At 40.7% G+C, this 14,247-nt stretch carries 11 protein-coding genes; 7 read left to right on the top strand and 4 right to left on the bottom strand.

Annotated features, from left to right (window positions below; all coding sequences use genetic code 11):
* Positions 1-134 precede the first annotated feature (134 nt).
* From ACIQXP_RS04550 to ACIQXP_RS04535, 4 genes are all read right to left on the bottom strand, one after another.
* On the bottom strand, positions 135-929 hold the full coding sequence (locus ACIQXP_RS04550) for a sterol desaturase family protein (RefSeq protein WP_293742440.1): 795 nt from the start codon (positions 927-929) through the stop codon (positions 135-137).
* 94 nt (positions 930-1,023) lie between these two features.
* A complete protein-coding gene (locus ACIQXP_RS04545; protein ID WP_293742439.1) occupies positions 1,024-1,617 on the bottom strand; it encodes a Crp/Fnr family transcriptional regulator in 594 nt (197 codons plus the stop codon).
* Between the two features lie 802 nt (positions 1,618-2,419).
* Complete coding sequence (locus ACIQXP_RS04540; protein WP_387504634.1) at positions 2,420-2,926, bottom strand: Cif family virulence factor; 507 nt, start codon at positions 2,924-2,926, stop codon at positions 2,420-2,422.
* Positions 2,927-2,937: 11 nt separating this feature from the next.
* The gene (locus tag ACIQXP_RS04535; RefSeq protein WP_387504633.1) at positions 2,938-4,083 is read right to left on the bottom strand and encodes an acyltransferase family protein; all 1,146 of its coding nucleotides are present in this window, start codon (positions 4,081-4,083) and stop codon (positions 2,938-2,940) included.
* Between the two features lie 152 nt (positions 4,084-4,235).
* Here ACIQXP_RS04535 and ACIQXP_RS04530 point away from each other — a divergent pair, with 152 nt between their 5' ends.
* The 7 genes from ACIQXP_RS04530 to ACIQXP_RS04500 all read left to right on the top strand — a co-directional run bounded on the left by ACIQXP_RS04530 (position 4,236) and on the right by ACIQXP_RS04500 (position 14,246).
* Positions 4,236-5,288 (top strand): sensor histidine kinase, encoded by a 1,053-nt coding sequence (locus ACIQXP_RS04530; protein ID WP_387504632.1) that lies wholly within the window; start codon positions 4,236-4,238, stop codon positions 5,286-5,288.
* Complete coding sequence (locus ACIQXP_RS04525) at positions 5,285-5,983, top strand: LytR/AlgR family response regulator transcription factor (protein ID WP_293742435.1); 699 nt, start codon at positions 5,285-5,287, stop codon at positions 5,981-5,983. Before ACIQXP_RS04530 ends, ACIQXP_RS04525 begins: the two co-directional genes overlap by 4 nt.
* 235 nt (positions 5,984-6,218) lie before the next feature.
* Entirely contained in the window at positions 6,219-6,776 is a 558-nt protein-coding gene (locus tag ACIQXP_RS04520) for an RNA polymerase sigma-70 factor (RefSeq protein WP_090980363.1), read from the top strand.
* Positions 6,777-6,869: 93 nt separating this feature from the next.
* The gene (locus ACIQXP_RS04515; RefSeq protein ID WP_387504631.1) at positions 6,870-7,895 is read left to right on the top strand and encodes a FecR family protein; all 1,026 of its coding nucleotides are present in this window, start codon (positions 6,870-6,872) and stop codon (positions 7,893-7,895) included.
* A gap of 97 nt (positions 7,896-7,992) precedes the next feature.
* On the top strand, positions 7,993-11,445 hold the full coding sequence (locus tag ACIQXP_RS04510; RefSeq protein ID WP_387504630.1) for a SusC/RagA family TonB-linked outer membrane protein: 3,453 nt from the start codon (positions 7,993-7,995) through the stop codon (positions 11,443-11,445).
* Between the two features lie 11 nt (positions 11,446-11,456).
* On the top strand, positions 11,457-12,929 hold the full coding sequence (locus ACIQXP_RS04505; RefSeq protein ID WP_387504629.1) for a SusD/RagB family nutrient-binding outer membrane lipoprotein: 1,473 nt from the start codon (positions 11,457-11,459) through the stop codon (positions 12,927-12,929).
* Positions 12,930-12,959: 30 nt separating this feature from the next.
* A complete protein-coding gene (locus ACIQXP_RS04500) occupies positions 12,960-14,246 on the top strand; it encodes a purple acid phosphatase family protein (RefSeq protein ID WP_387504628.1) in 1,287 nt (428 codons plus the stop codon).
* Position 14,247 lies beyond the last annotated feature (1 nt).

Here is a 14,247-nt window from a genome sequence, read left to right as displayed (position 1 = left end):
ATTGACTGGGTTATATAATGATCTACAAATCTGCCATAAAGTATATTTCAATAAAAAAGCTTCCCATTTTTATAAGAAGCTTTATATTCCCCGCTGGCACTTTTAACCATTAACTGTGAGCATAAAGCAAATTTTTAGGACCTGATTATACCTTCCTGAGGAACTTGGTTAAAGCGTTGCGCTTGTAAGCGGTCGTACTCTTTTACATAATCCGGATGTTCCGTGCCCATCACCCTATCCCAGATCCTGAAATACAAGCCGTAATTCCCCTTAAATTTGCTGTGATGCAGGTTATGATGGACCGAACTATTCAGGATTTCGAATGCCCAGGTTGATCTGAATCCTTTAGGCATAATTTCATAACCCAGATGCCCATACACATTAATGATGAAGCCAGTTACCGTAAATAGTAATATTGTTAAGGGATGCATTGGCAGCAGCATCACGACGGGCACCAACACAAATCCTTCGGTGATGGCTTCCAGTATATGAAAACTATAGGATGTCCATGGTGAAGGATTGGTGCTCTTATGATGGACCAGATGGGCAAGTTTAAATAATTTTTTGTGATGTAATAACCGGTGCATCCAATAAAAATAAGTGTCGTGTATAATCAGGCTCAATAACAGCATCACACCCACATACCATATCGGGAAATCATTAATATGTGTGTAAATCAGGGTATATTGTTGCAACGGCGTAAAAAACAAGACAACTGCGATGATTGAAAACACCAATGTACTCTGCATAGAGTGCCATACCTCACGGACAAAGTCTTTTTTTGTGGCCAGTTTTTGCTGAATTTTAAATTTAGCCACCTTATCAGCCATAAGCAGGTAAAACAGCGCAAAAGGAATTCCGGCGATTATAAAATACCGGATAGCTGAAATACTAAAAATACTGATGGTGGCTTCTATTATCTTTTCCATATCTTTTATTATTGACAATCCAAAAGTATGAGACACATGGATTTTGTGGCGTTAACAAAAGATAATTTCAAGGCTTAACAAAGGATAATTTATTTTACTGTTTACCTTTTGTATACATCCTTTTGCGAATCCGGCTTAATGACACCGGCGTGATGCCAAGCATGGATGCGATATATTTATCGGGCACGCGGTTTACCAGATCGAAACGCTCTGACAGGAGTTCCCGATAACGTTCTTCCGGCGATTGTGTAACAAAGGATTCCAGCATTTTTAAAGATTCCGCCAGCATTTTCATCAAAAAAAAGTTACGGAGTGGTTCATATTCCGGATGGGTTTTCAGAATCTCTTCCAGAACACCATAATCAATCTGCAGCAATTTCACAGGTTCCAATGCACGGTAAATAAACCTTGAAGGCTGGCGATTAATAATGGTATCATGCGAGGCGATAAACTGGCCTTCCCAGCGCAGGAGAAGTGTAGCTTCATCTCCATTTTCCTTAATGGTATATGCGCGAATGACGCCTTTTTCAATAAAGGCCAACCGACGGCTGTTTTCTCCTTCGCGAATGTAGGCTTCATTGGTTTCCAGCGATACCGGAGTGGTCATTGCAAATAACGGTTCCGTATCGGCAGGTAATACACCAGCTAAATCGAACAACAATTTTTGTAAGGTATCAATTGTACTCATGTTAAATAGAAAACGGTGTTGACCAATTACTAAATTAAAAATATCCGGCAAACCTGCAAAAAGTAGTGCACCAACACTGAGCAATATAAAGCTAATCTTTCACATCAATTAAAAGAGGCCTTATTCGCAGAAAATATTGAATTATTTACCACCTTAGCAACTGCTAAACTTTTAGTACAGTAGATGGTTGATGAGGCAATAATAGCCATTATTTAGTATGACTGGAAACAAATTTAATTGTTGAATCAATGAAAAACAATTTACAAAAAATAACTTTTTTTTGTCTTTAATAGGATTCTGTTATATACCCTTGCGCATGTTTGTTCAATCGCAACAGCTGGTAGCAATCAATGGAAGAATAACACAGGTTAGTGCTTCAAAAACCAGAATACCCTACTTCTCTTTTCAAATTGAGGGCAAGCCCTGTATATTTTTTAACCCAGGCAATGGTTCGCTGTCATTATTTAAAACTAAAATAATTGATACCGGACAGCCCGTTTCTTTCAAGATCAGAAAAGAGGACCTACCAAAGATAAAAGTGGACAACAGGATACTATATTTCGCTTATAATGGACATTATCTATGGATCGATTTATATTACAGTATCGTGAGGCCCAATTTAATTACGCAATTCGTCCATATGATATATTTCTTTTTCTTAAGTATTGCGAATCTGATTTGTATCTACCGCCATAACCAGACCAAATTATTTACTAATCTGTTTAAGTGTTCTATGATATTTTTCTTCATGATGATGTTGTTGTAAGAGAAATCCTCTGCAAATTGATTTACCACAATATCCTTATTTCCTCTTGGTGAGGGCTGGAAAAAATTTTGCGTTTTCGTAAGAATAAATAACGCTTACAATTTTCCATTTTCCGTCTGCTTTGATAAGGTGCCAGTATTCACTTCCCCAATTGGTGACAGTATTTTCTTCCAGGAATGAGTAATCGAAACTCACACTGGCAATCACATCATCATTAATGATCCTGATCTTATCAAATTTTTCTTCTTTGCCACCTTTTTCCATGATATAGCGGAAGAAATTTTCATAAGTATCTTTGAAGTAATTTTTACGGTTCGCCGGATTAATTTCCAAACGCTTCTGTTGAGATCTGTTTTTCACAACACCAATCCAGACTACCGGGTTTTCATGGAACAGCCTGTTAAAAGTGGCCGAATCTTTTTTAATGATGCTTTCTCTGAATTGCCAGACCACACGTTGGATTTCTTTTTTCTCCTTAGTGAAGTGCTGAGCTACAGCAAAATGAGACATCAGGATGAAGATGCTTAAACTAATTGTTTTCATAAAATAATTGTTTAGTAGTCGCGATTAAACCTGTTAAGGACTTTATTTTTGATGGTTGCAGATGGTTTTTCTATACAGTAGCGATAAACTAGGCCGGCAAGAATACAGCAGGCAAAACAGATCAGCAATCCAGTTGAATAGGATGCCGGAATTTTAATTCTTTCAAGAAACAACTGTACTAGATGGATGACAATTTTATGGGACAAATAAATTGCGTAAGACAAGGCTGCTAATTGAGTGGTGATCATGTTGGATTTCTTACTTAGGAAAGAAGTGCCCGAAATAGCTCCTGTTACCAGTATTCCGTAACTTACAGCTACCAGTGTAAATCCGAAGAGAGAGGCCTGCTGCGAATAGGCGTCTCTGCAGAACCACAGCGAAAATGTAACGGCTGTTATTCCGGTAAAGACCAGTAGATTCCCATTTCGATTGATCATCGCTTTGAATGTTGACGACTGAAACAGCACCCCAATCAGCACGCCAATCACCAGCCCGTCCAACCTGGTATATGTAGGGTAATAGATCTGCATATACCAGTCTTTCCAGAAACCGGGCGTTTCCAGTTTCGGGAGAACATATTCATTCCAGGAAAAAACGCGCAGAAAAAAAGTAGAGATCAGCAGCAAAACAATTATGATTTTCAGATATTTCATTTGCTTCAATCTGATCAAAAACAGCAGCAAAACCGGTAGCGCCAGGTAAAATTGTTCTTCAATGCACAATGACCAGGCGTGAGAAAAGGTTCCCTGGTTAATCACATCCAAACCGAAATTCTGAGTAAAAGAAAGAAATTTCCAAAGGGGTGGCAAAGCTTCCCGTTCCCTGAATACCGGAAAACAAAAATACAGTAACAGGGTGAACAGATATGGAGGAATGATCCTGAAAAAACGTTTGGTAAAGAAGATTTTTAGCCTAATGGTTTGGTTTGCGCTAATTTCCCGGAAGAGCTGACTGGAAATTAAAAAACCACTTAATACAAAAAACAAATCAACTCCTGTCCATCCGATCCAACCGATAGTATCTACCCAGGCGGGATGCTCAAACATTCCATAATGATACAGGAAGACCAGCAGGATCGCAACCGCCCGTAAATGATCTAATCCAACGAATTTTTCTTTTTCCATCATTTTTTCTGCAATAATCTTACTATTCACCATGGGTATCAAACGACGAATGCAGAAAGACTGCTTCTGCCTGCATACAACATTATTTGTTGTTCGAATGCCTGCTCCCGCAATTCATCACCAAAATGCATACTTCTGAATCCTATCAGCACATACAAAGCTTTTTAGTAATATCTTTACGTTCTGTGAGCAAAATATCAAACGGCAAGTTAAGAAAGGAAATCAACTATCAAACCGGACTCTGGATTGCTCTATTTATTTTTGGAATATTCCGTAATTACGGCGAACCTGAGCAGCCTGATTTCCGGGAAGTATTTTACTATGGTGTATGTCATTGGATCTTTCAGATCATTGGCGCCAACTGTATTTACTTCATTCTGATCCGCAGATTTTTCGAGGCTAAAAAATATTTTCATTTTATGCTCTACCTTATTGCCGGGATGTACATTTTAAGTGTGTTAAATCGGCTTTTTATTGTATATGCTGCAGAACCTTTATTTTCAAACTATCCTCAAAACAGTGTTTTCGATATTCTAACGGATGTTAAATATCTTCTGTTTCATTACATCCTGCCCATTATTTCCGGATCTTTCATTTTTGTTTCGATGATGTTTATGCTTAGGTACAGGGATGAAAAGCAAAATGCGCTGCAGCTTCAGAAAGAGAAATCAGAGCTTGAATTAAAAGCACTGAAGGCACAGCTGAATCCTCATTTCCTGTTTAACACCCTGAATAATATTTATTCATTATCCATCACCAGTTCGGATGTCGTATCCAAATCCATCAGCCGGCTTTCAGACATCCTGGATTATATTCTTTATCACGGACAAAAAGAAATGGTACCAATTACAGCAGAAATGAAAATCGTTAAAGATTATATTGCGCTTGAAATGCTGCGCTATGATGAACGCCTGAAACTTGAGATAGAAGAAAAAGTAGCATTTCCCGGCCTCATCCCGCCTTTGCTGTATCTGTCTTTTGTAGAAAATGCATTTAAACATGGTGCCGAAAAAACAAGTGGAAACGTAACCATCAGCATTTCCATTGAAACCCATGCAAACGCTTCGTTTTTCAGGATAGAAAATCAGTTCTTTGGGAAACATAAAAAACCAGGAACCGGAATAGGATTGGAAAATATCAGAAGACAACTCGATCTTTATTATCCGAATCAATATACATTAGCCATAGCGCAAGCAGATAATTGGTTTAAGGTAAATTTAATGACTCCAACAACATGATTAAATGTATTGTGATAGATGATGAGCCTTTGGCCGTCAGACTTTTGGAAAACCATATTTCAAAGATAGCGGAACTAAAGCTGGTAGCTACAGCAGCAAATGCACTCGAGGCTTATAGAATTTTACAAACGCAGGAAGTGGATCTTCTTTTTCTGGACATTCAGATGCCCGATCTCAACGGCATAGAATTTCTGAGGTCGCTGAATAAAAAGCCGTCTGCCATTTTTACCACCGCTTACCGGGAATTTGCCATCGAGGGCTTTGAGCTTGAAGCCGTAGATTACCTGCTGAAACCCATCACTTTCGAACGCTTTTTCAAATCTGTAGACAGGGTCCTCAGAAATGTAAAAAAGGAAAACGAAGATGATTTCTTGATTTTAAAGTCAGAGGGATTTAGCCGCAAGCTTTTGCTGAAACATATTCTTTATTTCGAAAGCATCGGAAACGATATTAAGGCGGTGCTTCAGAACGAACTTTTCGTGGTTTCTAAAATGTCAGTTTCGGAACTTGCAGTACATCTTCAGCACAAAGGATTTTTAAGGATTCACCGGTCATTTATCATCAATCAGCATCAGGTAACTGCCATCAGCAACCAGGAGGTATTGATAGATAAAATAGCCATTCCGGTTGGTAGAAGTTTCCGTAAAACATTTGACGATTTTGCACGGCTTTTTTCGGCAAAGCGTTTGTTTTAAGCTTTTGAAACTGGATTTTCGTTTCTATAGGGAAAATGGCAAAACGCATGCTAGCTGTACCATCCAAAGATTCGTTTTGCGCGATCACCTGATAACTGACTTGCCAGCACAGTATTTAAAGCATAATTAGGCTAACTATCATTACGCTACTTTTAACCGGAAAATCATCTGGTTATTGTTAATATTCTGTTAATATGTGTATCGTTTTTGAATTTTAATTTTGTGGCCATAATTTATGCCCCAAAACACTATTGCCGGACTTAATGCTGATAATAACAAGAAGTTTGATGAAAAAACCTTCGAAGACCTTTATCGCCGCATGTACCCTACTCTAAAAAAATACGCCATTTATCTTGTTAAAGATGTGGAAGATGCTCAACTCATCTTAAATGATGTATTTATATCTATCTGGAAAAACGGCACTATCCTCAATAACGAAAAAGCATATCTCTTCCGAGCCGTTAAAAATGCTGCTACAAATTACCATAAGGCAGCCAAAGCCAATCTTTGGTACATGGATAGCGAAGAAGAGTTTTCTGAAATTATAGACGTGAAAGAAACCCCTTCGCAGGCTTTTCAGAACAAAGACCGCAACCGCGTACTTTACACGCTTATTGATCAGATGCCCGAACGCAGAAGGCTTATTTTTTACATGTACCGAATTGATGGATTTAGTTACAGGGAAATTGCAGTTTTACTGGACATATCAGTACGTACGGTTGAAGACCACCTGGTAAAAGGCTTTCAATTTCTTCAGCAAAAAGTATTAGAAAACAAGTCAGAATTCAGATAAAAATACCTCTTAACAATTTCTTAACGCAAAGTTAACTTTTTTGGGCCCGTAGTGCGCCTGCTATCCTTGTCCTGTAAGCATAAAAGCATGTGAATGGATCAGGAAACGTGGAAATTAGTACTCGAATATTTAGCTGTAAAGGAAGATTTGAGCAGCAGCAAAGCTGAAATTGCATTGTTGGAAAAAAGGCTTAGGAACTGGGTAGATGAAGATGATGATCGTGAGGAGCAATTAGAAGCGGTATTATTGCTATGGCAGGAAACGGCTCAACTACCGGACGACGGGTTGTGGAAAGAAAGTTTTGCCGGCCTCAGAGAACAGATCAATCAGGCTCCGGTCAAAAAGTTTAAAATATTAAAATGGTGGACAGCGGCAACTGCCGCGGCAGTTATCGGGGCACTAATCTTCTTTATTGCCGGAGATAAAAAGTTATTGACTTCCAAACAGAATCAGGTTGTATGGACAACCAAAACTGCAGCGCCAGGTAAAATCATTACCATGCTACTTCCGGATAGCTCCGAGATCTGGTTAAACTCAGAGAGTAGCATCAGCTTTCCTCAAAACCTGAAACATGCCGGCATCAGAATGGTCAAACTCAATGGAGAGGCTTTTTTTAAAGTAAAAAGAGACCCTGCTCATCCTTTTGTAGTAAAAAGCCAGAATATCCAAACCAGGGTACTGGGAACCAGTTTCAACATCCGGGCATGGAAAAATTACAGGCCTGAAGTAACTGTACTCACCGGAAAGGTAGCCGTTTCGAGAGATTCTGCAGGCACCCAGTCAGTAGCTGTCCACCTTCTTCCAAATCAGAAAGTAACTTACGATACAAAATTGGCACTCCTGGTACGCGAAAATGTAGAAGATGCCAAAACATCAACTGAGTGGCGGACTGGAAAAATGTATTTCAATAAAACGCCGATGGAACACGTATTCCAGACCATATCAAGAAAATATTCCCTTAAAGTAGTTTCAGACAGATCATTTGACAACTGTGAATTAACTGCAAAATTTGATAATGTAAGTATAAAAGAGGTGTTGCGCACACTGGAGCTTACATTCGACATCCGGTATACCATAAACAAACAGACTATTTATATAAAAGGAGGTAGATGTAATTAAACAACCAGTAAAAGATAGCTGCAGCATGTTGGCGCATGCCACAGCTAAGAAATTTTAAATTTTATTTTAACCCATCAAGATTAAAACAAACAAAGTTATGAAAAAGTCCGCAGTGACTAGTCAATTAATTTTTAGCGCAATGCGTTTTTTTACCCTAATTTACATCATGCTCTCGACCATGCTCTTTGTAGGGCAGGCATCGCCGGTAAATGCACAACAATTAGACGTTAAAGTAAGCATCAATATCAAAAAGGGATCTTTAACGGAACTTTTTAAAAGCATAGAAAAGAAAACCGGCCTATACTTTGTATACACCAACAAAGACGCCATAGAGAAACAAAACCTAAGTGGTTTTAAGGCAGAAAATGAAGCTGTAAGCGCTTTGCTCGACAGGATATTACCTCCTTTTCAGCTCAGCTACCTGATCGAGAAAAACCAGATCATCATCAAAAAATCAATACGAATCAAAGGTAAGGTAACAGACGAAAAAGGTATGCCACTGCCGGGAGTAAACGTAATTGAAAAAGGAAGTAACAACGCTACCAGCACCAACTTAAATGGCGAATTTAACCTGAACGTATTAAACAGTCAGTCCTTGCTGATCTTTAAAATGATCGGTTATCAGAGCAGGGAAATTGCACTAAAGGGCGAAACCGAATTAAACATCAACCTTTCCCCTGATGAAACAGCACTCTCTGATGTAGTAGTTACCGCACTTGGTATTAAACGTGCCGAAAAGGCCCTTGGTTATTCGATCGCTACCGTAAAAGGAAGTGATGTTAATACAGTAAAAGAAGTAAATGTGATCAACTCACTGGCCGGAAAGGTGGCTGGTGTAAATGTGGTCAGCACAGGTGCTGATCCCGGATCAAGTTCATTTATCACCATCAGGGGGCAATCATCAATCGCAACCGACAACCAGCCTTTATTTGTGGTAGATGGTGTTCCCGTAGCACATTCCCTCCGGGCAACATCAGAGGTTGGCCGTTCATCGGTTGATTATGGTAGCCCGATTGCGGATATCAGTCCGGATGATGTAGAAAGTATCACCATATTAAAAGGTGCAAGTGCTGCCGCATTGTATGGAAGCAGGGCCGGAAGTGGTGTGGTTTTGATTACCACAAAAAGTGGCCTGATAAACAAAAAGGGTTTAGGAATAAATTTTAATTCAAATGCCATGTACGATCAGGCTTGGATGTTCCCACATTTTCAGCACACTTTTGGGGGAGGCGAATATACCGACGATCAGGCATCTTCCACCACATCTGCCTGGGGGCCGCGGCTTGATGTGGGTACCAAACACCTGCAATGGAACAGCCCTCTGGATGCCAGCGGGAAACCAATTGCTACCGATTGGGTATCGCATCCGAACAATCCGCAGGACTTCTATGAAACCGGTTCTACCTATACCAACAACATTTCCATTACTGGCAAAAATGCAGATGGTCATTACCGTTTATCATACACCAACCTGAGCAATAAGGGGATTGTCCCCAATACCGACCTCAAAAGGAATACGCTTAATCTTTCGGCCACCTATGTGTTGCACCCCAAATTAAAAATTAGCACCAATATTGGTTATGTAAACAATAAAAGCGACAACCGGCCATCGGCTTACCGGGAAAGTGTAACACAGATGCTGTATTCACTTCCACCAAATATGAACATTAACGACCTGAAAAACTACTGGAAACCGGGAAGGGAAAACATCGAGCAGTTTTCAGCAGATGATTCTGACAACCCCTATTTCGTAGCTTACGAGCATACCAACGGCTACGACAGGAACCGCTTAACCGGGAATATACAGGTGGTTTACGATATTACCAAAAACTTAAGTTTAATGGCACGTACCGGGCTGGACATGTACAACGAAGAACATGAGACCAAACGCCCCTTCAGTTCAAAACGTTTTAAATTTGGCGGATATGGAGTCGATAATTCTTTCTTTAAGGAACAGAACACAGATTTTTTACTGAGTTATAAAAAACTGTTAAATCAGGATTGGTCTCTGAGTCTTTCTGCCGGAGGAAACCAAATGGATCAAACCAACCGGTTTACCGCACAGAAAACAGAGAGCCTGAGTATTCCGGGTGTTTACAATATTGCCAATGCGCAGGCAGGTACCATCGTAAATTCGCAATATAATTCCCGCAAACGCATCAATAGTATTTATGGTCTTGGCCAGGTATCGTTCAAGGATATGGTTTTTCTTGATGTAACGGGCAGAAACGATTGGTCGAGCACACTCCCCGCTGGCAACAATTCCTACTTTTATCCTTCTGCATCATTAAGCACCATTGTAACGGATGTGTTCAAGATCAAATCTGATGTACTTTCTTTCCTTAAACTGAGGGCCAACTGGGCGCAGGTGGGCAGTGATACCGATCCTTACCAATTGTATAATACCATTCCCTTTAATCAGGATTGGGGCGATGTAAAAAGAGCCACCATTGAGTTTAACCTTAAAAACAACTTCCTGAAGCCCGAAATCGCCACATCATATGAGTTTGGTGGTGACCTCCGGTTTTTCAAGAGCCGGGTAGGTGTAGATGTAACCTGGTACAAAACAAACAAGAGGAACCAGATCATCAACATCCCTACAACCATTGCGTCAGGTTCATCAAACCGGTTGATCAATGCCGGAAATATCCAGAACAGCGGATGGGAAATCGGCTTAAATGCTGTTCCTTTTGATGGCTTTTTTAAATGGGAAACCAATGTAAACTTTACCAAAAATGAAAACAAGGTGATAGCGTTATCAGAAGGTTTAAAAGAATATTCGATGGGCAGTGCCGACGGAGACAACATTCGTTACCTGATTAAGGAAGGCACCAAAATCGGCGACTTCTACACTCCGAGTTATACCAAAGTAACCAGCGGACCAAACGCGGGAGCAGCCTTGCTAGACAAAACCGGGCATTACATTCGTAACAATAGCGAATACCTTAAAGTCGGAAACTATAACCCCGATTTTACCATGGGTTTCAACAATACTTTCAGTTATAAAAACTTTACCCTAAATGTACTTTTAGACTGGCGTAAGGGCGGCAATTTTTACTCTTACGTAGTAAAATCACTTATCAACGCAGGCTTAACCGATAACACACTGGTGGGCCGAGATGCAGAAACCGGAGGTTTACCATGGACGGACTCGCAGGGCAGAAAACGGAACGACGGAATGATTATTCCGGGCTTTATTGCGGATGCGAACGGAAACCTGACACAAAACACGGTCATTATCGCCGCTTCTGATTTTTATAACAATACCTACAACAAATACTATGAAAGGTTAACCTATCAGGCCTCCTTCCTGAAAATCAGGGAAGCCTCATTAACCTATGTATTCGATAAAAAACTGATCCGAAAACTGCCCATCAGCAACCTGTCGCTATCACTTATTGGGAGGAACCTGTATACCTGGACCGCCAATGGACTGGGTTATGATCCTGAAACGACCATGAGTGTTACCGAGGGCTTTAAACTGGGCGTAGGTCACTGGACACTTCCGGGAACACGCTCATTCGGTTTTAAATTAAGTTGTAACTTTTAACCTGTACAGAAATGAAATTCAAATATACAACGCTACTTTTCGCTATACTGGCTTTGATTACAAGCTGTACCAAAGATTTTGAAAAGTTAAATACCAACCCAAATGCTCCTGAAACCACCAATACCGAATTCTTAATGTCTGACGTATTGGTTTCTACCGCTTACGCCTATCAGGAAAATGCTGTTAACCGAAGACCCGCCTCAGCAGCGCGCTACCTTACCCTGGTTCGAAATACCGGCTATGACCTGTTGGATTGGGGGCCGGTTGATTGGGACGATATTTACGCCCGCTTAGCCGTAAACAAAACCTTCATGGAAACTGCACAAAAACGTTCTGAAAACCAGTACGTGGCCATCGGTAAAATTATGAAAGCTTTTAACTTTGGTTACCTTACCGATTTATATGGCGATATCCCCTATTCGCAGGCGTTAAAATCGAAAGAGGCTAATATTATTTATCCTGAATACGATCAGCAGCAGGTCATTTATCCTGATCTGTTGAGGGAACTAAGGGAAGCCAACGATATGCTAAAAGGCAACGTTCAGGAAATCAATGCTAAAGGCGATGTAATGTTTAAAGGTAAAACGCTTGCCTGGCGCAAATTTGCCAATTCGCTACGCCTCCGGATGTTATTGCGAATCTCAAAAAATTATGTGCCAGCCTTTACCGAAATGCAGGAAATATTGAACGATAAAATAGCTTATCCGATCTTCGAAAGCAGTGCAGACAATGCGGAAGTAGCCTATTTGGGCAATATTGCGGCCTATAGCTGGCCTGGTGGACCTCTGGCGATGATCGATTTTGATTACCTGAAAACAAAAGTAAGCAAAGAACTGGTAGACAGATTAATACAAAGGAATGACCCAAGGTTGAATGTCTGGATAGAACCGGTAAAGAGTACCACAGGATCAACTGTTGATCTGAACCGCTATGTGGGAGTGCCTAATGCCATTGACGCACCTTCTGCCTATAACGGCGGCGAAGATCATGTTTCGGTTTTCTCTTCTGCTTTTTTCAGGAAAAATGGCGGTAGTTCAAATGCATTACTAAAAGCCAGCTTAATCACTTATACCGAGCAGTGCTTTATTTTGGCTGAAGCCGTACAAAAAGGAAAACTAAGCGTAAGTGGTGAAACTGCAGAATCGCTGTACTATAAAGGCATTAAAGAATCGATGAGCAGCTACGCTGTAAGTGCAACACAGGCCTATTATGATCAACCTTTGGTAAAATACGATGGCACACTTGAACAATTGATTACCCAAAAGTGGCTCGCTATGCTGTTTAAAGGTGCTGAAGGATGGTTTGATCAGCGCCGTACCGGATACCCTGCCTTTGTAACAGGTCCTTTAGCAGCTGGGAGAGGCATTCCAAAACGTTATATCTACCCGGATTCGGAAAGTGCAAAAAACCGTGTCAACTATCAAAAAGCCGTTTCCGTTTTCGGTGCCGACAATCAGTATACCCTAATGTGGTACCTGAAATAAATTAATTCCTTTATTACCAAATAAAATAACATGAAATTATATATCACTTTTTCTTTTTTACTTACACTCTCTGTTTTGGCCATTGGCGTTAAAACACATGCCCAGGATTTTAAACCCGGGCATTTTCCCGATCGCGTAATTTTAACATGGGCCGGAGATCCCGCTACAAGCCAAACCGTAAACTGGCGTACCGATACCACTATTAAAGCCTCAAAAGCCCAAATCAAGGCTGAAGATTCCAATCCGGCGCTTGAACAATCGATTACGAATTACAATGCTACTTCTACCTTACTTGGTAGCGGAAATAATTACGATATTGCAAGCTACCATCATGTTAATTTTACCAACCTTAAACCGGCAACGGTTTATGCTTACCGCGTTGGCTCTGGTGAATATTGGAGCGAGTGGTTCCAGTTTACCACTGCAGCAGTTAAAAACATTCCATTTTCTTTCATTTACCTTGGCGATGCACAAAACGACATCCGTTCGAAATGGTCGAGAGTAATCCGTAAAGCATTTTCCCACCAGCCTGATGCCAGATTTATCATCCATGCCGGCGACTTGATCAATCGTTCCAATAACGATCAGGAATGGGGCGAATGGCATTATGGAGGTGGTTTCATCAATGGTATGATTCCCAGCATCCCCTCCCCCGGAAACCATGAATATGTACGCGATGACAAAAGAAAACTGGTACTTGACCCACATTGGGGCGTACAGTACACCTTTGCCGGCAATGGCCCGAAAGGTTTGGAAGAATCGGTTTATTATGTCGATTATCAGGACATGAGGATCATTTCCCTGGATTCGCAAATGATTATATTGGACGAAGCTTCGGCCAAAGCTGAATATGAGTGGCTCGAAAAAGTATTAAAGGAAAATACTAAGCTATGGACAATAGTTACCTTTCACCATCCCATTTTTTCAACAGCAAAGAGCAGGGATAACAAGGAATTCAGAGATCGGTTTAAACCCTTATTTGATAAATACCATATAGATCTTGTACTGCAGGGCCATGACCACACGTACAGCCGTGGCCAAAACCTGCCAAGGGGACTATCGGGAAGGGAAGTGAGCGGGCCGGTTTATCTGGTTTCGGTCGCAGGCCCTAAAATGTACAAAGTAGATGGAGCAAAATGGATGGATGTATCTTTAGAAAACACCCAGCTGTTCCAGGTTATCCATGTTGATGGGCCAAACCTTAAATTTGAGGCCTATAAAACCTCTGGCGAGCTTTTCGATGCTTTTTCCTTAAAAAAATCTGACAGAAACAGCGCAGCAGCATTCACAGATATGAACCCGACACAAAATCCCTAGT

Source organism: Pedobacter suwonensis, assembly GCF_044762335.1.
Lineage (GTDB): Bacteria > Bacteroidota > Bacteroidia > Sphingobacteriales > Sphingobacteriaceae > Pedobacter.
The sequence above is the reverse complement of the archived record's forward strand: the minus strand, read 5'-3'. Positions and strand labels throughout refer to the sequence as shown.

Coding starts and splice junctions, on each gene's coding strand:
- ACIQXP_RS04550 (WP_293742440.1), bottom strand. CDS start 929: ATGGAAAAGATAATAGAAGCCACCATCAGTATTTTTAGTATTTCAGCT.
- ACIQXP_RS04545 (WP_293742439.1), bottom strand. CDS start 1,617: ATGAGTACAATTGATACCTTACAAAAATTGTTGTTCGATTTAGCTGGT.
- ACIQXP_RS04540 (WP_387504634.1), bottom strand. CDS start 2,926: ATGAAAACAATTAGTTTAAGCATCTTCATCCTGATGTCTCATTTTGCT.
- ACIQXP_RS04535 (WP_387504633.1), bottom strand. CDS start 4,083: ATGGTGAATAGTAAGATTATTGCAGAAAAAATGATGGAAAAAGAAAAA.
- ACIQXP_RS04525 (WP_293742435.1), top strand. CDS start 5,285: ATGATTAAATGTATTGTGATAGATGATGAGCCTTTGGCCGTCAGACTT.
- ACIQXP_RS04520 (WP_090980363.1), top strand. CDS start 6,219: ATGCCCCAAAACACTATTGCCGGACTTAATGCTGATAATAACAAGAAG.
- ACIQXP_RS04515 (WP_387504631.1), top strand. CDS start 6,870: ATGGATCAGGAAACGTGGAAATTAGTACTCGAATATTTAGCTGTAAAG.
- ACIQXP_RS04510 (WP_387504630.1), top strand. CDS start 7,993: ATGAAAAAGTCCGCAGTGACTAGTCAATTAATTTTTAGCGCAATGCGT.
- ACIQXP_RS04505 (WP_387504629.1), top strand. CDS start 11,457: ATGAAATTCAAATATACAACGCTACTTTTCGCTATACTGGCTTTGATT.
- ACIQXP_RS04500 (WP_387504628.1), top strand. CDS start 12,960: ATGAAATTATATATCACTTTTTCTTTTTTACTTACACTCTCTGTTTTG.